This is a genomic window from Halomonas beimenensis (assembly GCF_002549795.1).
GTDB lineage: Bacteria > Pseudomonadota > Gammaproteobacteria > Pseudomonadales > Halomonadaceae > Halomonas > Halomonas beimenensis.
This window is the reverse complement of record NZ_CP021435.1, coordinates 1,978,442-1,996,966: the sequence shown is the minus strand read 5'-3', so window position 1 is coordinate 1,996,966 and position 18,525 is coordinate 1,978,442. Positions and strand designations below refer to the sequence as shown.

19 protein-coding genes are annotated in these 18,525 nt (G+C 69.1%); 6 read left to right on the top strand and 13 right to left on the bottom strand.

Annotation, left to right across the window (positions count from 1 at the left end):
• Positions 1 to 120: 120 nt before the first annotated feature.
• Complete coding sequence (gene gcvH, locus BEI_RS09475; RefSeq protein ID WP_097789293.1) at positions 121 to 513, bottom strand: glycine cleavage system protein GcvH; 393 nt, start codon at positions 511 to 513, stop codon at positions 121 to 123.
• A gap of 505 nt (positions 514 to 1,018) precedes the next feature.
• On the opposite strand from gcvH, the gene BEI_RS09470 reads away from it, so the two are divergent.
• Positions 1,019 to 2,395 carry an alanine/glycine:cation symporter family protein gene (locus BEI_RS09470; protein WP_097789292.1) on the top strand — a complete coding sequence of 459 codons (1,377 nt, stop codon included), beginning with the start codon at positions 1,019 to 1,021 and terminating at the stop codon, positions 2,393 to 2,395.
• A gap of 63 nt (positions 2,396 to 2,458) precedes the next feature.
• Positions 2,459 to 3,568 carry a glycine cleavage system aminomethyltransferase GcvT gene (gcvT, locus tag BEI_RS09465; RefSeq protein WP_097789291.1) on the top strand — a complete coding sequence of 370 codons (1,110 nt, stop codon included), beginning with the start codon at positions 2,459 to 2,461 and terminating at the stop codon, positions 3,566 to 3,568.
• Between the two features lie 64 nt (positions 3,569 to 3,632).
• Here gcvT and BEI_RS09460 read toward each other — a convergent pair whose 3' ends face one another.
• The 7 genes from BEI_RS09460 to BEI_RS09430 form a co-directional block, all read right to left on the bottom strand.
• The gene (locus tag BEI_RS09460; RefSeq protein WP_097789290.1) at positions 3,633 to 4,235 is read right to left on the bottom strand and encodes an alpha-ketoglutarate-dependent dioxygenase AlkB family protein; all 603 of its coding nucleotides are present in this window, start codon (positions 4,233 to 4,235) and stop codon (positions 3,633 to 3,635) included.
• 24 nt (positions 4,236 to 4,259) lie between these two features.
• Positions 4,260 to 4,799, bottom strand: a complete 540-nt coding sequence (locus tag BEI_RS09455) for a phosphatase PAP2 family protein (protein WP_097789289.1) — start codon at positions 4,797 to 4,799, stop codon at positions 4,260 to 4,262.
• Positions 4,771 to 5,928, bottom strand: a complete 1,158-nt coding sequence (locus BEI_RS09450) for a glycosyltransferase family 4 protein (protein WP_097789288.1) — start codon at positions 5,926 to 5,928, stop codon at positions 4,771 to 4,773. The genes BEI_RS09455 and BEI_RS09450 overlap by 29 nt, the downstream gene beginning before the upstream one ends.
• A 108-nt stretch (positions 5,929 to 6,036) precedes the next feature.
• Positions 6,037 to 6,948 carry a LysM peptidoglycan-binding domain-containing protein gene (locus tag BEI_RS09445; protein ID WP_097789287.1) on the bottom strand — a complete coding sequence of 304 codons (912 nt, stop codon included), beginning with the start codon at positions 6,946 to 6,948 and terminating at the stop codon, positions 6,037 to 6,039.
• Entirely contained in the window at positions 6,897 to 7,766 is an 870-nt protein-coding gene (locus tag BEI_RS09440; RefSeq protein ID WP_097789286.1) for an acetyltransferase, read from the bottom strand. Before BEI_RS09440 ends, BEI_RS09445 begins: the two co-directional genes overlap by 52 nt.
• 94 nt (positions 7,767 to 7,860) lie before the next feature.
• Positions 7,861 to 9,810 (bottom strand): acetoacetate--CoA ligase, encoded by a 1,950-nt coding sequence (locus BEI_RS09435; RefSeq protein WP_097789285.1) that lies wholly within the window; start codon positions 9,808 to 9,810, stop codon positions 7,861 to 7,863.
• A gap of 26 nt (positions 9,811 to 9,836) precedes the next feature.
• On the bottom strand, positions 9,837 to 10,739 hold the full coding sequence (locus tag BEI_RS09430; RefSeq protein ID WP_097789284.1) for a LysR family transcriptional regulator: 903 nt from the start codon (positions 10,737 to 10,739) through the stop codon (positions 9,837 to 9,839).
• Between the two features lie 135 nt (positions 10,740 to 10,874).
• Here BEI_RS09430 and BEI_RS09425 point away from each other — a divergent pair, with 135 nt between their 5' ends.
• Together BEI_RS09425 and BEI_RS09420 are read left to right on the top strand one after the other, a co-directional pair.
• Positions 10,875 to 11,576: a CoA transferase subunit A gene (locus BEI_RS09425; RefSeq protein ID WP_097789283.1), complete on the top strand. Its 702-nt coding sequence runs from the start codon at positions 10,875 to 10,877 to the stop codon at positions 11,574 to 11,576.
• A gap of 222 nt (positions 11,577 to 11,798) precedes the next feature.
• On the top strand, positions 11,799 to 12,461 hold the full coding sequence (locus BEI_RS09420; protein ID WP_097789282.1) for a CoA transferase subunit B: 663 nt from the start codon (positions 11,799 to 11,801) through the stop codon (positions 12,459 to 12,461).
• 198 nt (positions 12,462 to 12,659) lie between these two features.
• Here BEI_RS09420 and BEI_RS09415 read toward each other — a convergent pair whose 3' ends face one another.
• From BEI_RS09415 to BEI_RS09405, 3 genes are all read right to left on the bottom strand, one after another.
• Positions 12,660 to 13,427: a VOC family protein gene (locus tag BEI_RS09415; protein ID WP_097789281.1), complete on the bottom strand. Its 768-nt coding sequence runs from the start codon at positions 13,425 to 13,427 to the stop codon at positions 12,660 to 12,662.
• 149 nt (positions 13,428 to 13,576) lie between these two features.
• Positions 13,577 to 13,852: a GrxA family glutaredoxin gene (locus BEI_RS09410; RefSeq protein ID WP_097789280.1), complete on the bottom strand. Its 276-nt coding sequence runs from the start codon at positions 13,850 to 13,852 to the stop codon at positions 13,577 to 13,579.
• A gap of 272 nt (positions 13,853 to 14,124) precedes the next feature.
• Positions 14,125 to 14,949: an inositol monophosphatase family protein gene (locus BEI_RS09405; protein WP_097789279.1), complete on the bottom strand. Its 825-nt coding sequence runs from the start codon at positions 14,947 to 14,949 to the stop codon at positions 14,125 to 14,127.
• Between the two features lie 139 nt (positions 14,950 to 15,088).
• Here BEI_RS09405 and hybE point away from each other — a divergent pair, with 139 nt between their 5' ends.
• Complete coding sequence (hybE, locus tag BEI_RS09400) at positions 15,089 to 15,514, top strand: [NiFe]-hydrogenase assembly chaperone HybE (RefSeq protein ID WP_097789278.1); 426 nt, start codon at positions 15,089 to 15,091, stop codon at positions 15,512 to 15,514.
• 87 nt (positions 15,515 to 15,601) lie between these two features.
• Positions 15,602 to 16,369: a 3-hydroxybutyrate dehydrogenase gene (locus BEI_RS09395; protein ID WP_097789277.1), complete on the top strand. Its 768-nt coding sequence runs from the start codon at positions 15,602 to 15,604 to the stop codon at positions 16,367 to 16,369.
• Positions 16,370 to 16,574: 205 nt separating this feature from the next.
• Here BEI_RS09395 and BEI_RS09390 read toward each other — a convergent pair whose 3' ends face one another.
• Together BEI_RS09390 and BEI_RS09385 are read right to left on the bottom strand one after the other, a co-directional pair.
• A complete protein-coding gene (locus BEI_RS09390) occupies positions 16,575 to 17,114 on the bottom strand; it encodes a response regulator transcription factor (RefSeq protein ID WP_097789276.1) in 540 nt (179 codons plus the stop codon).
• 32 nt (positions 17,115 to 17,146) lie between these two features.
• Positions 17,147 to 18,418, bottom strand: coding sequence for an ATP-binding protein (locus BEI_RS09385; protein WP_097789275.1), 1,272 nt, complete (start codon positions 18,416 to 18,418; stop codon positions 17,147 to 17,149).
• Positions 18,419 to 18,525 lie beyond the last annotated feature (107 nt).

The window sequence follows — 18,525 nt, the reverse complement described above, 5'->3', positions numbered from 1 at the left end:
GATGTCGTACCCGGTGCCGGGAGGGGAATACGGGAAGGGTGGGGCCGGACGCCGTGATGCCGGCGGTCCCGGGCGTCGCCCGCATCGGCGATGTCCCGGGCCGGCCCCGGAAGGCCGGGATCAGTCGTCGGCGTCGGCCACGGCCTGGTAGGCGTCGGTGTCCAGCAGCCCCTCGAGGGCGGCGGCGTCCTCGAGGCGCAGCTTCATGATCCAACCATCCTCGTAGGGAGACTCGTTGAGGGTCTCGGGCGCGTCCTCCAGCGCCTCGTTCACCGCCACCACCTCGCCGGCGATCGGGGCGTAGAGGTCGGAGGCCGCCTTGACCGACTCGACCACGCCGAACTCGTCGCCCTTGGCCAGGGCGGCGCCCACCTCGGGCAGCTCGACGAAGACCACGTCTCCGAGGGCTTCCTGTGCATGGTCGGTGATGCCGATGGTGACGGTGCCGTCGCCGTTGTCCAGGACCCATTCATGGCTTTCGGTGTAACGCAGGTTGGCGGGGATAGCGCTCATGACGATTTCCTATACGAAAAAGGTTTTCTGATACCGGGGCATCCTAACGCCCTCGGCGTCGTTTGGCGAGTCCCGGGCGCGGGGCTCGCTCCCCGGCGGGTCGTCCTCCCCCAGCTTAGGCGGGACTCGCCGTGAATGCCTGCCTCGAGGGCCGGCGAATCCTCCGGGGCAGTGACCGGGCGTCGGCGACGAGCGCCCCGGCGCCGGTCCTGGCGGGCTTGCCCCGAGGGATGGCCCCCGCTAGAGTAGCGCCTGTTTCCTATAGGAAACAAGTTTCTCCTTAACGGCGCAGAGCGCGGTATGCGCGGACGATTGCCACGGTGACAGGGCGGAAGCCGACTATACTTTGTCCTGCTGCGGGCAAAAATTGCCAAATTTTCCTATAGGAGACTGGAGCGCCAACGGAAGGATCCGCTATGGTACGCGGGTTCGTATCGGAGCTGGTGTCACCCAGCCGTGAGGCATGCACGTTGGTGCATAACAACAACCTTAAGGGAGACGAGACGTGGAAACCTTGACCAATTTTCTGACAGCCATCGAAGGGGTCGTATGGGGCCCCTTGATGCTGGTGCTGCTGCTGGGGGTCGGCCTCTACCTGCAGGCCGGCCTGAAGGTGATGCCCATCCGCAAGCTGGGCATGGGCTTCAAGCTGTTGTGGCAGGGCCGCAGCACCGCCAAGGGCGAGGAAGGCGAAGGCGAGGTCTCGCCCTTCAATGCCCTGATGACCTCGCTGTCGGCCACCATCGGCACCGGTAACATCGCCGGGGTCGCGACCGCCATCTTCCTCGGCGGGCCGGGCGCGGTGTTCTGGATGTGGATCACCGCCCTGGTCGGCATGGCCACCAAGTTCTCCGAGGCCGTGCTGGCGGTGCGGTATCGCCAGGTGGACGAGGCCGGCGACCATGTCGGCGGGCCCATGTATTACATCCGCAACGGCCTGGGCCGGAAGTGGGCCTGGCTGGGTGGCGCCTTCGCGCTCTTCGGGGCCGTGGCCGCCTTCGGCATCGGCAATACCGTCCAGTCCAACTCCGTGGCCGATGGCCTGGGGCAGTCCATCGGCCTGCCGCACTGGATCACCGGCCTGGTCATCATGATCCTGGCCGGCGCCGTGATTCTCGGCGGCATCAAGCGGATCGCCAAGGTCGCCGGTAAGCTGGTGCCGATCATGGCGGTGGCCTACATCCTGTGTGGCCTGCTGGTGCTGATCATCAACGCCGACCAGGTCGGTCACGCCCTGGGGCTGATCTTCGGCCACGCCTTCACGCCGATCTCCGCGGCGGGTGGCTTCGCCGGCGCCGCGGTGGCCAAGGCCATCCAGTTCGGCGTGGCACGCGGTGTCTTCTCCAACGAGGCAGGCCTGGGCAGCGCCCCCATCGCCCACGCCGCCGCCCAGACCAAGAACCCGGTGCGTCAGGGCCTGATCGCGATGCTCGGTACCTTCATCGACACCATCGTGGTCTGCACCATCACCGCCCTGGCCATCCTCACCACCGCCTGGACCTCCGGCGAGACCGGTGCCTCGCTGACCGCGCTGTCCTTCAACGAGGCCCTGCCGGGCGTCGGCCAGTACGTGGTGTCCTTCGCCCTGGCGGTGTTCGCCTTCACCACCATCCTGGGCTGGGCCTTCTACGGCGAGAAGTGCTTCGAGTACCTGTTCGGCGTGGCCTCCATCAAGTTCTACCGGGTGGTGTACATCCTGGCGATCTTCGTCGGCTCGGTGCTGCCGCTGGGCTTCGTCTGGCTGCTGGCCAGCGTGTTCAACGCCATGATGGCCATCCCCAACCTGATCGCCCTGGCGCTGCTGTCGCCGGTGGTGTTCAAGCTCACCAAGGACTACTTCGACGGCAAGGAGATCCTGCCGGGCGAAGACCTCAGCAAGTAAGCGGTCGGGTGGCCGGCGACCCGGCCGCCTCCGCCCATCTCATGGCAAGGGTGATACGAACCGATGACCGAACAACGCAAGACCCCGCTTCATGACCTGCACGTGGAACTCGGCGCCAAGATGGTGCCTTTCGCCGGCTACAGCATGCCGGTGCAGTACCCGCTGGGCGTCAAGAAGGAACACGAGCACACCCGCGAGGCCTGTGGCCTGTTCGATGTCTCGCACATGGGACAGGTCCTGCTGCGCGGCGACAAGGTCGCCGAGGCCCTGGAGACCCTGGTCCCCGCCGATCTGGTGGGGCTGGGCGAGGGCATGCAGCGTTATGGCCTGTTCACCAGCGAGGAAGGCGGGATCCTCGATGACCTGATGATCGTCAACGCCGGCGATCACCTCTACCTCGTGGTCAATGCGGCCTGCAAGGAGCAGGATATCGCCCACCTGCGCCGGGGGCTGCCTCGTCATGAAGTCGAGGTGCTGGATCGCGGCCTGCTGGCCCTGCAGGGCCCCCAGGCCGCGGCGGTCATGGGGCGCCTCTGCCCCGAGGCCTGCGACATGGTCTTCATGCAGCACGGCCGTTTCGAGATCGACGGCATTCCCGTGTGGATCAGCCGCAGCGGCTATACGGGCGAGGATGGCTTCGAGATCTCGGTGTCCGCCGAGCAGACCGAGGCCCTGGCCCGTCGCCTGCTCGCCGAGCAGGAGGTCGAACCCATCGGTCTGGGGGCTCGGGACTCGCTTCGCCTCGAGGCCGGCCTCTGCCTCTACGGCCACGACATCGACACCGGCACCACGCCCGTGGAAGGCGGCCTGATCTGGGCCATCGGCAAGCCGCGCCGTCGTGGCGGCGAGCGTGCCGGTGGCTTCCCGGGCGCCGACCTGATCCTTCATCAGGTCGCCGAGAAGGATCACCGCCGCAAGCGGGTCGGCCTGCTGGGCGAGGGGCGGGCGCCGGTCCGTGAGGGCGCCGAGCTCGTCGACGCCGAGGGCAATCCGGTGGGCATCGTGACCTCCGGCGGGTTCGGCCCCACCGTCGGCAAGCCGGTGGCCATGGGCTACGTGACCATCGACCAGGCCGAGGTCGGCACTACCGTCTATGCCGAGGTGCGCGGCAAGCGCCTGCCGATGACCGTCAGCAAGATGCCCTTCGTCACGCCGGGGTATTATCGCGGCTGATCTTATACCGTTATCTTTCGGTCTCGAAGGCGATCATCCCGCGAGGGGTGGTCGCCTTCCTCATTCAGGGATGCACCCAGCGGAAGGTGAGGCTGAGACGCAGGCCCTCGAGGCGGCGCGGCAGCAGGGCATGCTCCAGCGCGTCCTGGGTCCCGGCGCCCATCAGCAGCAGGCTGTCGTGGGGCAGGGCGACGTTGAAGGCCGGGGCGCGGCGGTCCTTCCAGCGAAAGCGCAGGGGGCGTTCGGTTCCCAGGCTGACGGCGGCGATCAGCGGTGCCTCGCCGAGTTCCGGTTCGTCGTCGCAGTGCCAGCCCATCCGATCCGTCCCGCCGTCGTAGCGATTGAGCAGCACGCTGTTGAAGCGGGCGGCGACGCCGGCGGCCGCCAGGCGGGCCACCACGGCCTCGTGGATGGTCCGTACGACGGGGTGCCAGGGCGTCGGCGCGAAATCTCGCCCGGAATAGCGGTAGGCGGCATCGCCCATCCAGACCTGTCGGCGGGGGATGGGGTGGTCGCGACCGAAGAGCCGCAGGCTCGGGCGTTGCCAGTCCAGTTCCCGGTCCAGGCGGGCCAGGGCCCCGTCGGCCTCATCGCCGAGCAGCCGCGGGAAACGGATCAGGCAGGGCGACGTCAGCAGACGCTCGCCGTCGGGAGTGGTCGATGTCATGCGCCGAGCTTGCCAGGGACGCGGTCATCCCGCCAGCGGCAGGCTCGTCAGCGCAATGCCGTAGCCGATGGCGGCGCCGGCGAGGACGTCGCTGATGTAGTGCAGCCCCAGGCCGACCCGTGACACGGCGATCAGCGCGACCACCGGGAGCAGCCAGGGCAGCAGCCAGGGCGTGTGGGCCGCCACCAGGGTGGCGAACATCACCGCATGCATGGTGTGGCCGCTGGGAAAGCTGTAGCGATCCCGGGCGGGCTCCCGGCAGGCGATGCCGGAGAAGGTGATGAAGGGCCGTTCGCGACACAGCCGCGTCTTCACCAGGCGGTAGAAGGCGATCGCCACCAGGGCCGTGAGGCCATAATGCGCGGCCAGGTGCCAGCCGCCGGAGTCGTGCAGACCGGGCTGGGCGAGGATGAGGGCCACCCAGATCGGCCAGTCGCCGGCCTTGCTGGCCAGTCGCAGCGTGGCCAGCCAGGGGCGGTGAATGCTGAAGGCGGCCAGTCTCTGGCAGTACGGCCATTCCAGCAGGTCGAGCCGTTCAAACACGGCAGGGGCGCGAGGTTTCATCGGACATCTCCCGGGCGAGGTGCAGGGCGGCGAGGAAATCGTCGGCGATGGCGGGCCAGCGGCAGTGCAGCGCGCGTTCCCTGGCGGCGCGGCCCAGCCGGGCATAGCGGGCAGGCTGCTGGCACAGGGCCACGGCGGCTTCGCGGAAGCCCGTCTCGTCCCCGACGGCGCGGCTGACGCCGTTGACGTCGTCGTCGATCAGCTCGGCGCCGGCGGCATGCCGGAAGGCCACCACGGCCAGTCCGCTGGCCATGGCCTCGAGGACCACGTTGCCCCAGGTCTCGGAGATCGACGGGAAGATGAACAGGTCGGCGCTGGCATAGTGCCGGGCCAGCGCCTCCGGCGGTACGAAACCGGTGAAGCGGGCCTGGGGCAGGGCCTTCTCGAGGCCGGCCCGTCCCGGGCCGTCGCCCACCACCACCAGGGACATGTCCGGGCGTGCCTCGAGCATGGCGGCGAAGGTGTCGCGCAGCAGGTCGAGGTTCTTCTCCACCGCCAGGCGCCCCACGTAGAGGGCGACGGGGCGGTGGGCATCGCTGCCCCAGGCCGCCCGCAGGGCCGGGTCCCGGTGTGCCGGGGAGAAGCGCTCGCCCTCGATGCCCCGGGCCATCACCCGCACCCGCTCGAACCCACGGGCGGCGAGTGCCTCGGCCTGGGCCCGGGTCGGCACGAGGGTGGCACCGCAACGGTTGTGGAAGACACGCAGGCGGCGGAGCACCAGGGGGCGGAGCCAGGCGACGCCATAGTCCCGGCAGTAGTGGTCGAAGTTGGTGTGCCATCCCCCGACCACGGGCACCCGCAGGCGTTGCGCCTCTGCCAGCGCCGACCAGCCCAGGGGGCCCTCGGTGGCGACATAGACCGCGTCGGGACGCTCGGCCTCCCAGAGGCGACGGATGCGCCGGGCCGCCGGAAGCCCCAGGCGCACTTCCCGGTATCCCGGCAGGGCGAAGCCGGGAACCTGCAATTCGGCGCTCATGCCCGTGGCGCGATGGCGTCCCCCGGCCGGCCGGGGACGAACCAGCTGGAGATCATGGCCCTGCTGCCGAAGCTCCTCGCTGAGTCGCCCCAGCGTATGGGCGACACCGTTGATGTCGGGGGACCAGGTTTCGCTGACCAGGCAGATGCGCATGTCCGTCCTCTTGCCGTCGGCAGGCCGGGATGGCCGCCCTCCATCCCGACGATGCCGCGGCGGAATGACGGCATGGCGACGATCGGATGACGGGAGGATGACCGGGCATCAGCGCAGCACCCGGGCGGGATCGATGGGCTTGCCCCCATGGCGCATGTCGAACAGCAGGTCATGCCGGCCGGTGGCCGCGTGCCGGCCCACCTCGCACAGGGGCGTGCCGCGACTCACGCGGGTACCGCGGTCGACGAGCAGTCGGTGGCACAGCGCATAGACGCTCTGCAGGTTGTCCGGATGGTGGACGATGACCACCCGGCCGAGCTGGCGCATGCTGTCGGCGAAGCGGACCTCGCCGTCGGCCACCGCCTTGGCCCGAGCCGGCTCGGGGGTGGCCAGCAGCATGGGCTGCAGGGTGCCCCGGTCGTCCTGGCCGAAGGCGCGCACGATCCGGTAGTCCTCCAGCGGCCAGGGCCAGCCGCGGGCCGCGTCCGGCACCGGGCCGGGATCCGGCAACCGGCGCGGCGTCGCGGCGGTCGCAGCCGCATCGTCGCCGCGGGAGGAGGGCGAACGGCGACTGCCGCCGTCCAGGGGCACCTTTACCAGCTGGCCGACCCGCAGGCCGGTGGCGGGCACTCCCGGGTTGGCCGAGGCCAGCCGTTGCGGGGTGCTGCCGAAACGGCGGGCGATGGCGGAATAGGTGTCCCCGGGGCGGACCTGATAGCGGTAGGGGCCGCCGGCAGGCGCTCGCTCGCGCCGGGTGGGCACGAGGATGCGTTGGCCCACGGCCAGGCGGCGCGCATCGACTCCCGGGTTGAAGCGTTGCAGGCGAACCAGCGGGACGTCGGCCCGGCGGGCGATCTCCCCCAGGGTGTCGCCCCGCTGGATGGTCACCCAGTTGCCGGCCAGGGGAGGGGCCTGCCAGCCGGTCGTGCCCCCGGCGCAGCCCGACAGCCAGAGGACCAGCAGCAGGATCAGAGCGAGTCGAGGGTGGCGTCCTTCGCCTGCCAGAGGGCGTTGAGCCATGAATGGAAGCGTTCCTTGTAGTCCGGGTCTTGGTGGTAGTCGCCGTCGGTCATCCAGGCGGGAACCGCGAGGGATCGAGCGCTCAGGTGGATGGCGCCCTCGCGGCCGCAGAGGAAGTCCCAGAAGCGTGGCTCGGGGCGCTCGTAGCGGATCGTCACGTCCAGGATCCCCCCGAGGCGGTCGCCCAGCAGCCCCATCACCTGGGCGATGCCGCCGGCCCGGGGCGGCAGCAGGTGGCGGTAGGGGCTCTGACGGGCGAGGTGCTTGGCCGGGGTGAAGCGGGTGCCTTCGACGAAGTTGTAGATGGCGATGGGGCGCTCTCGGGCATGTCGGCACATGCGCTCGGTGGCCTCCCGGTCGCGTCGGGCCAGGTGGGGATGTCGTTCCCGTTGTTCCCGGGTCAAGCGGCGCAGCATCGGAAACTCCATGGCCCAGAAGGCCAGGCCGACCACGGGGATCCAGATCAGCTGACGCTTGACGAAGAAGTGCGGCATGGGCAGGCGGCGGTGCAGGGCCAGGAAGAGCACGAAGATGTCGGTCCAGCTGCGGTGGTTGGCGATCACCAGCCACCAGTCGTCCGGGGTCAGCCCTGCGGGGAGCTCCTGTCGCAGGTCGGGGCGCAGCCAGCGGCGGATCCACCACAGGTTGACGTCGATCCAGCCCAGGGCCACGGCGTTGAGGCCGCCGAGCACGCGGCGACGCAGGGGGCGTCCCGGGGTCACCAGCTTGAGCAGGGTGAGCGCGATCAGCGGCACCGCCCAGAAGAGGGTGTTGAGGGTCAGCAGCAGCAGGCTGACGATCCCCCTGAGCGTGGACATGCCGGGTCTCCTTCGTCCTTGGTATGAGCGACAATGCTAATGGATCCCGGCGGGGGTGCCCAGCCACGCCATTAACGGCGTGGCCGGACGAGGGTCACTCCTGTAGCTCGGGCAGGTCCTCGAACAGCGACAACGCCTCGGGATTGGCCAGGGCCTCGCGGTTCTTGACCGGGCGTCCGTGAACCACGTTGCGGACCGCCAGCTCGACCAGCTTCCCGGACAGGGTGCGGGGCAGGTCATCGACCTGAATGATCTTCGCCGGGACGTGCCGCGGGGTGGCGTTGGCGCGGATCGTCTCGCGGATCCTGCGGCACAGGGCGTCGTCCAGGGCCTGCCCCTCCCGGAGGCGCACGAAGAGCACCACGCGGGTGTCGCCCTGCCAGTCCTGGCCGATGCACAGCGACTCCAGCACCTCCTCGACCTTCTCCACCTGGCGGTAGATCTCGGCGGTGCCGATGCGCACTCCGCCCGGGTTCAGCACGGCATCGGAGCGGCCATGGATGATCAGGCCGTCCTCCGGGGTGATCTCGGCGTAGTCGCCATGGGCCCAGACGCCGGGGAAGGTGGCGAAGTAGGCGTCGCGGTAGCGCTCGCCGTCCGGGTCGTTCCAGAACCCGAGGGGCATGGACGGGAAGGGGCGGGTGCAGACCAGCTCGCCCTTCTCCCCGCGCAGGGGACGGCCGTCGTCGTCGAAGACGTCCACCGCCATGCCGAGCCCGCGGCACTGCAGCTGGCCGCGGTAGACGGGGCGGATCGGGCAGCCCAGGGCGAAGCAGGCGACGATGTCGGTCCCCCCGGAAATCGAGGCCAGCAGCAGGTCGGCCTTGATGTCCCGATAGACGTAGTCGAAGGACTCGTGGGTCAGCGCCGAGCCGGTGGACAGCACCGTGCGCAGCGGCGAGAGGTCATGGTCCCGGCCGGGGCGCAGCCCCTCCTTCTCGCAGGCGGCGAGGTAGCGGGCGCTGGTGCCGAACACCGTCACGCCCTCGCGCTCGGCCATGGCCCACAGCGCCTCCGGGCCGGGCGCGAAGGGGGCGCCGTCGAAGAGCACCAGGGTGGCGCCGCTGGCCAGGCCCGAGACCAGCCAGTTCCACATCATCCAGCCGCAGGTGGTGTAGTAGAAGAAGACGTCCGAGGCGGACAGCTCGGTATGCAGCCGGTGCTCCTTGAGATGCTGGAGCAGGGTGCCGCCGGCGCCGTGGACGATGCACTTGGGCGTACCGGTGGTCCCGGAGGAGAAGAGGATGTAGAGCGGGTGGTCGAAGGGCAGGGGGACGAAGTCGATCTCCGTGGCGGTGTCGTCCAGGAAGTCGTCCCAGGGCTCGGCCTTGGGGATGCCGGCGAGGCGGGCGGCGTCGTCGAGGAAGGGGAAGACCACGACCCGCTCCAGGCCGTCGATGGCGGCGGCGATCGCCGCCAGCCGCTCCCGGGTGTCGATGGGCTTGCCGTTCCAGGTGTAGCCGTCCGCGGCGATCAGCACCCGGGGCGCGATCTGGCCGAAGCGGTCGAGCACGCCCTGGAAGCCGAAGTCCGGCGAGCAGGACGACCAGACCGCCCCGAGACTGGTGGCGGCGAGCATGGCGATGACCGCATGCTCGCTGTTGGGCACGAAGCCGGCGACCCGGTCGCCCGGGACCACGCCGGCGTCGCGCAGCGCCTTGGCCAGGCCCGCCACCCGGCGATACAGCTCATCGTAGCCCAGCACGCGGCGGCGGCCGCGCTCGTCATGGGCGATCAGCGCCGCGTGCGCGTCCCGGCGGCGCAGCAGATTGGCGGCGAAGTTGAGTCGGGCGTCCGGGAACCAGCGCGCCCCGGGCATGGCGTCGGGATGCGCCAGGATCCGCTCGCCGCGGGTCTCGGCGACGATGTCGAAGGCATCCCACAGCAGGGACCAGAAGGCCCGGGGATGATCGACGCTCCAGGCGTGCAGCCCGGCATAGTCGGTGAGCGACACGCCGTGCTCGCGCTGGATGCGACGCATGAGGCGGGTCATCCCCGCGGCCTCGATGGCCGTGGGCGTCGGTTGCCAGAGCGGTCGGGCCATGGGCTTGCCTCCCCTTGCCGCAACGCCTACTCCGAGCTTAGCACCGGGGTGGTGATCGTCTCCTGAAGCACCTCGCGCAGCGCCTGGGCGGCGACCGACAGGCTGCCCGGGCCCGGCGAGAGCACCCCCACGGCGCGCTGGATGACCGGCGCATGGAGGGCGAGGCAGCGTGCGCCCAGCTCGTGCATCTGGTCGATGCACAGCGAGGGGACGGCACTCACCCCCAGGCCCTCGGCGACCATCCGGCCCACCGTGGCCAACTGGTGGCTCTCGAAGGCCACGGGCAGCGCGATGCCCTGGCGTTGCAGCTGCTGCTCCAGCAGCAGGCGCACCATGGAGGGACGTTGCAGGGTGATGAAGTCCGCCCTGAGCAGGGTGGGCCAGTCGATGTCCGGCCGATCGGCCAGGGGCGAGGCCGCCGGCACCACGGCCACGAAGCGATCCTCGAACAGCGGCGCGAAGTGCAGGGATTCCGCCGCCTCGGGTTCGAAGGCGATGCCCAGTTCCACGCGGCCCTGGCGGACCATGTCGATGACCTGCTCGTTGATGACGTCGTGTACCGTGACGTTGATGTGCGGGTAGCGCGCCCGGAAGGCCATCAGCACCGCGGGTAGCTGGTTGCCGGCGAAGGAGGGCATGGCGGCCAGGGCGACGCGGCCCAGGCGCAGGGTGAAGCGCTGGCGCAGCAGTTCCTCGGTGTTGTCCCAGTCGGCCAGCAGGCGCTTGGCCAGGGGCACCAGGGACTCGCCCTCCGGGGTCAGACGAACGCTGCGGGTGCTGCGCGTCAACAGGCGGCCCCCCAGCGATTCCTCCAGTCCCTTGATGGTCAGGCTGAGCGCCGGCTGGGAGAGATGCAGCCGTTCGCAGGCCTGGGTGAAGCTGAGGGTCTGGGCCACGGCGAGGAAGGCACGCAGCTGCTTGACGGTCATGGCGACCTCCCGGGAGGGATTTATTTATAAAGTAAAGCAATTCATAAAAAAAACAAACTTAACAAATATATTGCCCCCCGCGACACTGCCGTAACGGCGACAACAATCCCATCTCCAACCATGCGAGGCAGCGATATGGCCGGATTCGACAAGCGTGTGGGCACCTACGAAGAAGCGATGGCCGGTATCGAGAGCGGCATGACCGTGATCGCCGGTGGCTTCGGGCTGTGCGGCATTCCCGAGAACCTGATCGCCGAGATCAAGCGTCGCGGCGTCACGGACCTGACCGTCTACTCCAACAACTGTGGCGTGGACGGCTTCGGTCTGGGCCTGCTGCTCGAGGACCGCCAGATCAAGACCATCCACGCCTCCTACGTGGGCGAGAACGCGCTGTTCGAGCAGCAGATGCTGGAGGGCGACATCGAGGTGGTGCTGACCCCCCAGGGCACCCTGGCCGAGAAGATGCGCGCCGGCGGCGCCGGCATTCCCGCCTTCTATACCGCCACCGGGTACGGCACGCCGATCGGCGAGGGCAAGGAGGTGCGCGAGTTCAACGGCCGCCACTACATCCTCGAGGAATCCGTGGTGGGCGACTTCGCCATCGTCAAGGGCTGGAAGGCCGATCGCTACGGCAACGTCGTCTATCGTGACACCGCCCAGAACTTCAACCCCCTGGCCGCGACCGCCGGCAAGATCACCGTGGTCGAGGTGGAGGAGATCGTGGAACCCGGCGAGCTCAAGCCCGACCAGATCCACACCCCGGGCATCTACGTGGACCGCATCATCCAGGGCAGCTTCGAGAAGCGCATCGAGAAGCGCACCGTGCACCAGGGCTAAGAGCCTTTTCACGACCCGTCGAGAGATGAGCTTTTCCGGCGACAAGCCCCGGAATGCCGGGCCACCGCGAGGGCGCAGCAAACCCATGCATGGGCGCTACTTTTGCCCTCCATGGCAAGAGCCCCTCGCTCCGGCTTGTTCCCGGCGCTCATCCTGGCCGAGGTCGGGGAACTGCGCTCGAAGATGACGCTTATCCCTTACAAGATTCAAGAGGCATCAACGATGGCACTGACTCGCGAACAGATGGCAATGCGCGTGGCGCGCGAACTCGAGGACGGCTTCTACGTCAACCTGGGCATCGGCATCCCCACCCTGGTGGCCAACTACGTCCCGGACGACATCGACGTCATGCTGCAGTCCGAGAACGGCCTGCTGGGCATGGGCCGCTTCCCCACCGAGGAAGAGGTGGATCCGGACATGATCAATGCCGGCAAGCAGACCGTCACCGCCCGTCCGGGCGCGGCGATCTTCTCCTCCGCGGAATCCTTCGCCATGATCCGTGGCGGCCATGTGGACCTGACCGTGCTCGGCGCCTTCGAGGTCGACCAGCACGGCAACATCGCCTCCTGGATGATTCCCGGCAAGCTGATCAAGGGCATGGGCGGCGCCATGGACCTGGTGGCCGGGGCCGAGAACATCATCTGCACCATGACCCACGCCTCCAAGCACGGCGAATCCAAGCTGCTCGAACAGTGCACCCTGCCGCTGACCGGCGCCGGCTGCATCAACCGGGTGCTCACCGACCTGGCCTACCTGGAGATCGAGGACGGCGCCTTCGTGCTGAAGGAGCGTGCCCCCGGGGTCTCCGTCGAGGAGATCGTCGAGAAGACCGCCGGCAAGCTGGTCGTTCCCGAGCATGTGCCGGAGATGGTCTTCGGCGACTGATGCAGGAGCGGTCGCGACGCGTCACGACGGCCCGGGCCTGCGCCCGGGCCGTCGTCGTTTCGGCACCGGCGGGCTGTCGAAAAACTGATCATTCCGAGGGGCTTGGCCGCGTCATGGGGGCCGTGGACGCTTGTGCCGGGGCGATGCACAGCGTTATCCACAGATTCTGTGGATGGCCGATCGAGCCGGGCCTGGAGATCAGGTCAGCTCGCAGCGGGTATGGTGGGGCAGCAGCAGCTCGGCGGCCCGTTCCTGGTTGGCACTGACCTGCTTCTGCACGAGGGCCAGGCCGCCCAGCGACACGCGATGCTCGTCACCCTGGGCGAAGGCGAGTCGACGGGGCTGGGTCGGATAGAAGCGATAGTCCAGCAGGGGCGAGATGGGGAGGATGCCGTGATGGCGGTCGGCATGGCCGGCGAGGCCGGCCTGGCGCAGGGCGTCGTCGAGCCGGCCGAGGTCCTGGCCGAGTCGCCCGCAGTCGAAGCCCGGGTGGTGAAGCCGCGGGCCCATCACCGCCAGCCAGCCGGCCAGGGGATGGGCCGCCGTCAGGGCCTGGTAGCTGGCCCAGTCCGGCATCGGCCAGGGGCGCCCCTGGCACAGCAGGTTCTGGCTTCGGGCCCGGGCCGGATGCGCCTGGGCCACCAGGCGACGCAGCGTCTCCCGGGGGCCGCGGGAAAGGGTGCCGAGCTGGAGTTCCGCCAGCACCAGCCAGGCCCCGTCCCCCGGCGCGGCCAGCAGGGTCGCCAGCAGGCCTCGATCGGCCATGGCGTAACGCTGCACCGGGCGATAGCCGAAGCGCACCAGGGTCGGCAGCAGGGCCTCCATGGACCAGGGAGGCTGGTTGAGCGTCAGCAACGCCAGGTATTCCGGCGGTGACTCGACCGGCCACAGCCGAAGGGCGCCGATATCCGGGTGCTGGTGCACATAGTCCAGCCATAGCTGCTGAACGAACTCTTCCCGTTGCATCCTGCCAAGCCCTCTGTACGGATCCCGTGTCCTTGAGAGCCAGTGTAAGCGGCGGGGGTGTGGGCGGATTCAACGAGGCGGGGACTCGAGCGCCAGAACGCAGAAACCGCCCCGGAGGGCGGTTTCGGGCGGGGCTTCGGCGCGGGGCCTCAGCCGGCGGTTACGGCCGACAGCAGCTCCCGTTCGCGCACGTACTGGTCGAACTCGGTGAAGCCACCGACATGGGAGCGATCGACGAAGATCTGGGGGACCGTTTCCACCGGCTTGCCGATGGTCTTCTCCATGTCGGCCTTGCTGATGCCTTCCTCGTGGATGTCCACGTAACGGAAGCCCTCGATGGCGCCGGCGCTCTCGAGCCGCTCGGCGAGTTCCTTGGCGCGGACGCAGAACGGGCAGGCGGGACGGCCGAAGATGACGACGAACATTCGCGTGACTCCTTGCATCGGTTGATGCCTGGGAATGAGTAGGAAAAAACTGGTGCTATTGTGAACGAGCCTGGCGCATTTGGCCAATAGCCGGAGGCTGATGGAGTGATTATCTCGACCTATGACAACTCAGACTCAGGTCTGTCGCCACAGAGTCCGACGCGGGGGCGCCGGGGTCCTGCCGACGGGGAGATCTCCCGCCGGGCGGATCGGTCGGGCGGGGTGGCCGGGCAAGCCTGCGAGCGGGTCCGACGGGGGCGACGGCCTGGGGCTCAGACCTTGCCCAGGTCGCTGGCGTCGGCCCGACGCAGGAGATCCCCCAGCTCGTCGTGGATCCCGGGGGTCGCGACGAGCAGGTTCTCGCCATAGAGATCCTCGGGGATGCCGCCCGGGCCCGGGTAGAGGTGGCCCGTGCGGGCGCCGGCCTCACGGGCGATCAGCAGGCCGGCGGCCAGGTCCCAGGGGGAGACGCTCTCGTAGTAGGCATCCAGCCGGCCGCAGGCCACGGCGCAGAGGTCCAGGGCGGCCGAGCCGGCCCGGCGCACGTCCTGGCAATGGGTGAGCACCGCCATCAGGCGTCGCATCAGCGGGGGGCGGCTGTCGTGGCGATAGGGGAAGCCGGTGCCCACCAGGCAACGGGACAGGTCCCTGGCCCGGCTGACGCGGATCGGTTCGCCGTTGCGCCAGGCCCCGCGACCGGCCAGCGCCGTGAAGGTCTCGTCGAGGAAGGGGGCATGGACCACGCCGACCTTGAGATGCCCCCCGCTGACCCAGCCGATCGAGACCGCCACGTGATGCAGGCCGTGGGCGAAGTTCACCGTGCCGTCGATGGGATCCACCACCCACAGGTCCCGCGGCTGTTCCAGCACTTCCCGGTCGGGGGCGAGTTCCTCGCTGAGGCGTTGTTCTCGAGGAAAGCTGGCCTCGAGTCGCTCGCCGATGTAGGTGTCCACCTCCACGTCGATATCGGTGACCAGTTCCTGACCGTTCGTCTTGTAGCGGTGGCCGAAGTCGCCCTCCTCGCGGGCCTCCACGATCAGGCGCCCGGCATGGGTGGCGATGTCGACGGCGATTTCCAGGCGCTGTTCGGGGGACATGGCGGCTCCTTCGCGGATGGGAACGCCTTCATGCTAGCAGCCTGTCCGGCCTCACGCCGAGCCAGGGACTCGGCCCCTCTGCCGAGCGCCGCCCGGGCCGGCTATACTGGCGCCCCCCCCATCAGGAACCGGAGGCAGGATGCAGGCACTGACGGCCGACCAATACGATCGCTTGCAACGGCTGGCGAGGGCCTGGGAACGCGCCCATCTCAGGGCCGCCAAGTCGGAGGCCCGCTACAACCCCCGACTCGGCGTGGACGCCCTGTGCTTCCAGCCCTGGACCTTGCCGGACGGCCGCCCCGGACTACTGGGCGCCCTGATCACCCCCGTGACGCTGTCCCTGGCGCTGGTGCCGGTCGAGGAGGGCACGGCGAGCCCCGAGGCCGAGGCCCGGTCGTCGTTGTCCCTGCCTTCGGGCGCCTACCCTTTCCGGCTCCTGACGCTGGACGACGACTGGCTCTGGGTGTGTCGGCTGCTCGACGATCTCTCCGACGTGGCGTCGTTGCAGGAGGGCAGCCGCCTCGCTCAGCGGCTGATGGAGCGAGTGATGGCCCCGGAAGCCTGAAAGCGGGATACGCTTCTGGTGCGGTGCGTCGCGGCCCCTTATGCTGGAGGCGCAGTCTTCCCCAAGGAATCGGAGCGAGGAGTTTCCATGACCGCCACTCCCACCCCCCGCGTCGCCCTGGTCACCGGCACCGGCAGCGGCATCGGCGAAGCCGTGGTGCGCCACTTCTGCGAGCAGGGTCACCAGGTCCTGGCCGTGGACTTCAACCCCGCGGGCAAGGAGGTCGCCGAACGGGCCGGGGCCGCCTTCTTCCAGGCCGACCTCACCGACGGCGAGGCCTGCAAGGCGGCCGTGGCCGACGCCCTGTCGCGGTTCGGCCGGCTGGACATCCTGGTCAACAACGCCGGCATCCAGCACGTCTCGCCCATCGAGGACTTCCCCGAGGACCAGTGGCGACGCATCATCGACCTGATGCTCACCGCCCCCTTCCTGCTCACCCAGGCCGCCTGGCCGTCCATGCGCGAGGCCGGCTGGGGCCGCATCGTCAATATCGCCTCGGTCCACGCCCAGGTGGCCTCGCCGGGCAAGGCGGCCTACATCAGCGCCAAGCATGGCATGATCGGGCTGACCAAGACCGCGGCCCTCGAGGGCGGGCCCCAGGGCATCACCGCCAACGCCCTCTGCCCGGCCTACGTGAAGACCCCGCTGGTGGACAACCAGATCGCCGACCAGGCCAGGCTGCACGGCATGGAGGAACAGGAGGTGATCGAGCAGATCATGCTCAAGAACGCCGCGGTCAAGCGCCTGATCGACCCCGACGAGGTCGCCTCCCTGGTCGGCTACCTGGCCTCCGACGCCGCCGGCGCCGTCACCGGGGCCAGCTGGAACATCGACCTGGGGTGGACAGCTCAATAAGCTTCAAGCTTGAAGAGCGGCGCTTCGCGTCTGGAAGCTGGAAGCTAGAAGAAAGACCCCTTGACTCGGGTTCTGGAGGCACCATGCTGTTTTCCAGCTTCCAGCTTCCAGCTTCCAGCTTCCAGCTTCCAGCTTCCAGCTTCCAGCTTCCAGCTTCCAGCTTCCAGCTTCCAGCTTCCAGCTTCCAGCTCCGGCGAAGCCGGGATCAGCGCCTGACCGGCCGCTTCTGCAGCTTGCGCTGCAGGGTGCGCCGGTGCATGCCGAGCGCCCGGGCGGTGGCGGAGATGTTGCCGTCGTGTTCCTGCAGCACCTTCTGGATGTGCTCCCAGGTCAGCCGGTTGATCGAGGGCGGATGCTCGGCGACCTCCGCCTGGGGGTCGCCCTCCTCCCGAGCCAGGGCGGTGAGCACCTCGTCCGCGTCCGCCGGCTTGCACAGGTAGTTCACGGCGCCGAGCTTGATGGCCTCCACCGCCGTGGCGATGCTCGAATAGCCGGTCAGCACCACCACCCGGCAGTCCGGCACCAGTTCCAGCAGTTCCGGAAGCAGCTTCAGGCCGGATTCCTGCTCCAGCTTGAGGTCGAGGGTGGCCAGCCCCGGCCGGTGCTGGCGGGCCAGGGAAAGCGCCTCGGCCGAGTCGTGGGCCACCAGCACCTCGTAGCCGCGGCGGCTCATGGCCCGATGCAGCACATGACAGAACATCTCGTCGTCGTCGATGATCAGCAGGCGTTGGTCGGTCTCTTGCATGGCATCCTCGCAGGGGAGTCGAGGCCCCGGGCTCAGGCCGCGGGGTCGCTTCGGGGCAGGGTCACCTCGGTCAGGGTGCCGCCCTCGGGATGATTGTACAGCCTCACGCCGCCGCCGAAGCGGTTGATGGTGGCGTGGGTCAGGAAGAGCCCGATGCCCAGCCCCTTGCTCTTGGTGGAGACGAAGGTCTCGCCGAGCTGGTCGGCGATGGACAGCGAGACCCCGGGCCCGTGGTCGCGGATGTCGATCACCACCTCCTCGGGGGTCCAGTCGAGCTGGATGGCGATGTCATCCGGGTTGGCATCGGCGGCGTTGTTGAGCAGGTTGGTCAGCGCCTGGTCGAGGGTGGTGTCCACCGCGAGCCTGGGGCTGCCGCGCCGGCCGATCACCTCGAGGCGGTGGCCGACGTCGGGCCGCAGCACCAGCCAGCGTTGCACCACGCCGGCCAGCCATTCCTGGGCGTCGCGGATCTCGGGCCGGGCCATGCGACGACGGTCGGCGCTGTCCACCAGGTGGCGCAGCCGCGACTTGCAGGTGTCGACCTGCTGGCGCAGCAGGTCGATGTCCTTCTCCAGCAGGGCGTCGCCGCGGGCGTCCTCCCGCATCTCCTTGAGCAGCACCGCCATGGTGGACAGCGGCGTGCCGAGCTCGTGGGCGGTGCCCGCGGCCTGGGTGGCCACGGCCAGCACCTGCTCGTTGCGCAGGACCGCCTCGCGGGTGCGGGAAAGCGCCTGATCCCGACCCCGCAGGGCGCGGGCCATCTTGAAGATGAAGAAGGTCACCAGCCCGGCAGAGAGGGCGAAGTTCAGCCACATCCCCAGGGTGTGCAGGTTCACGCCGGCCTCGGCATGGGGCATGCCGAGCTGGGGAACCGGATGGTAGAACACCATCAGGAAGCTGTAGCCGCCCATGCCGGCGGCGGCCACGGTCCAGGCATGCCGCCAGGGGAGGGTGGCGGCGGCGATGGTCACCGGCACCAGGTAGTAGTTGATGAAGGGGTTGGTGGAGCCGCCGGTGAAGTAGAACAGTAGCGTCAGGCCCGCCATGTCGGCCAGCAGGTGGGCCAGGTACTCGCGGTGGGTCACCGCCCGGGGTCGACCCAGTCGCCACCAGGTGCCGACGTTGATCAGCCCCATCACCAGGATCACGCCGATCACGGCCGGCAGGTCCAGGGCGAAGCCGAGCCCCTCCACGCCGATGATGATCCCGGCCAGGAAGCCGGTCCAGGTGATCCCGCGCACGATGGTCAGCCGGACCAGGTTGCGGTTGGGGGTGGACAGCGGCAGGGGCAGGGCGGCTTGCATGGGGACTCCGCGGTGCAGGTTGCGGGCGATGATAACCGATCGCGACGGGCGGTGCCGCCCCGCGGCATCGTGTCGCCCGGCTGCCGATGCGCCCCCGGACCTGTATA

What these genes read in the sequence shown, in the direction of transcription:
- BEI_RS09405 (WP_097789279.1), bottom strand. Translation starts at nt 14,949, where the DNA reads ATGTCCCCCGAACAGCGCCTGGAAATCGCCGTCGACATCGCCACCCAT.
- BEI_RS09435 (WP_097789285.1), bottom strand. Translation starts at nt 9,810, where the DNA reads ATGGCCCGACCGCTCTGGCAACCGACGCCCACGGCCATCGAGGCCGCG.
- BEI_RS09410 (WP_097789280.1), bottom strand. Translation starts at nt 13,852, where the DNA reads ATGTTCGTCGTCATCTTCGGCCGTCCCGCCTGCCCGTTCTGCGTCCGC.
- BEI_RS09450 (WP_097789288.1), bottom strand. Translation starts at nt 5,928, where the DNA reads ATGCGCATCTGCCTGGTCAGCGAAACCTGGTCCCCCGACATCAACGGT.
- BEI_RS09390 (WP_097789276.1), bottom strand. Translation starts at nt 17,114, where the DNA reads ATGCAAGAGACCGACCAACGCCTGCTGATCATCGACGACGACGAGATG.
- BEI_RS09385 (WP_097789275.1), bottom strand. Translation starts at nt 18,418, where the DNA reads ATGCAAGCCGCCCTGCCCCTGCCGCTGTCCACCCCCAACCGCAACCTG.
- BEI_RS09445 (WP_097789287.1), bottom strand. Translation starts at nt 6,948, where the DNA reads ATGGCTCAACGCCCTCTGGCAGGCGAAGGACGCCACCCTCGACTCGCT.
- BEI_RS09430 (WP_097789284.1), bottom strand. Translation starts at nt 10,739, where the DNA reads ATGACCGTCAAGCAGCTGCGTGCCTTCCTCGCCGTGGCCCAGACCCTC.
- BEI_RS09440 (WP_097789286.1), bottom strand. Translation starts at nt 7,766, where the DNA reads ATGTCCACGCTCAGGGGGATCGTCAGCCTGCTGCTGCTGACCCTCAAC.
- BEI_RS09395 (WP_097789277.1), top strand. Translation starts at nt 15,602, where the DNA reads ATGACCGCCACTCCCACCCCCCGCGTCGCCCTGGTCACCGGCACCGGC.
- BEI_RS09460 (WP_097789290.1), bottom strand. Translation starts at nt 4,235, where the DNA reads ATGACATCGACCACTCCCGACGGCGAGCGTCTGCTGACGTCGCCCTGC.
- gcvT (WP_097789291.1), top strand. Translation starts at nt 2,459, where the DNA reads ATGACCGAACAACGCAAGACCCCGCTTCATGACCTGCACGTGGAACTC.
- BEI_RS09420 (WP_097789282.1), top strand. Translation starts at nt 11,799, where the DNA reads ATGGCACTGACTCGCGAACAGATGGCAATGCGCGTGGCGCGCGAACTC.
- BEI_RS09425 (WP_097789283.1), top strand. Translation starts at nt 10,875, where the DNA reads ATGGCCGGATTCGACAAGCGTGTGGGCACCTACGAAGAAGCGATGGCC.
- BEI_RS09455 (WP_097789289.1), bottom strand. Translation starts at nt 4,799, where the DNA reads ATGAAACCTCGCGCCCCTGCCGTGTTTGAACGGCTCGACCTGCTGGAA.
- BEI_RS09415 (WP_097789281.1), bottom strand. Translation starts at nt 13,427, where the DNA reads ATGCAACGGGAAGAGTTCGTTCAGCAGCTATGGCTGGACTATGTGCAC.
- hybE (WP_097789278.1), top strand. Translation starts at nt 15,089, where the DNA reads ATGCAGGCACTGACGGCCGACCAATACGATCGCTTGCAACGGCTGGCG.
- gcvH (WP_097789293.1), bottom strand. Translation starts at nt 513, where the DNA reads ATGAGCGCTATCCCCGCCAACCTGCGTTACACCGAAAGCCATGAATGG.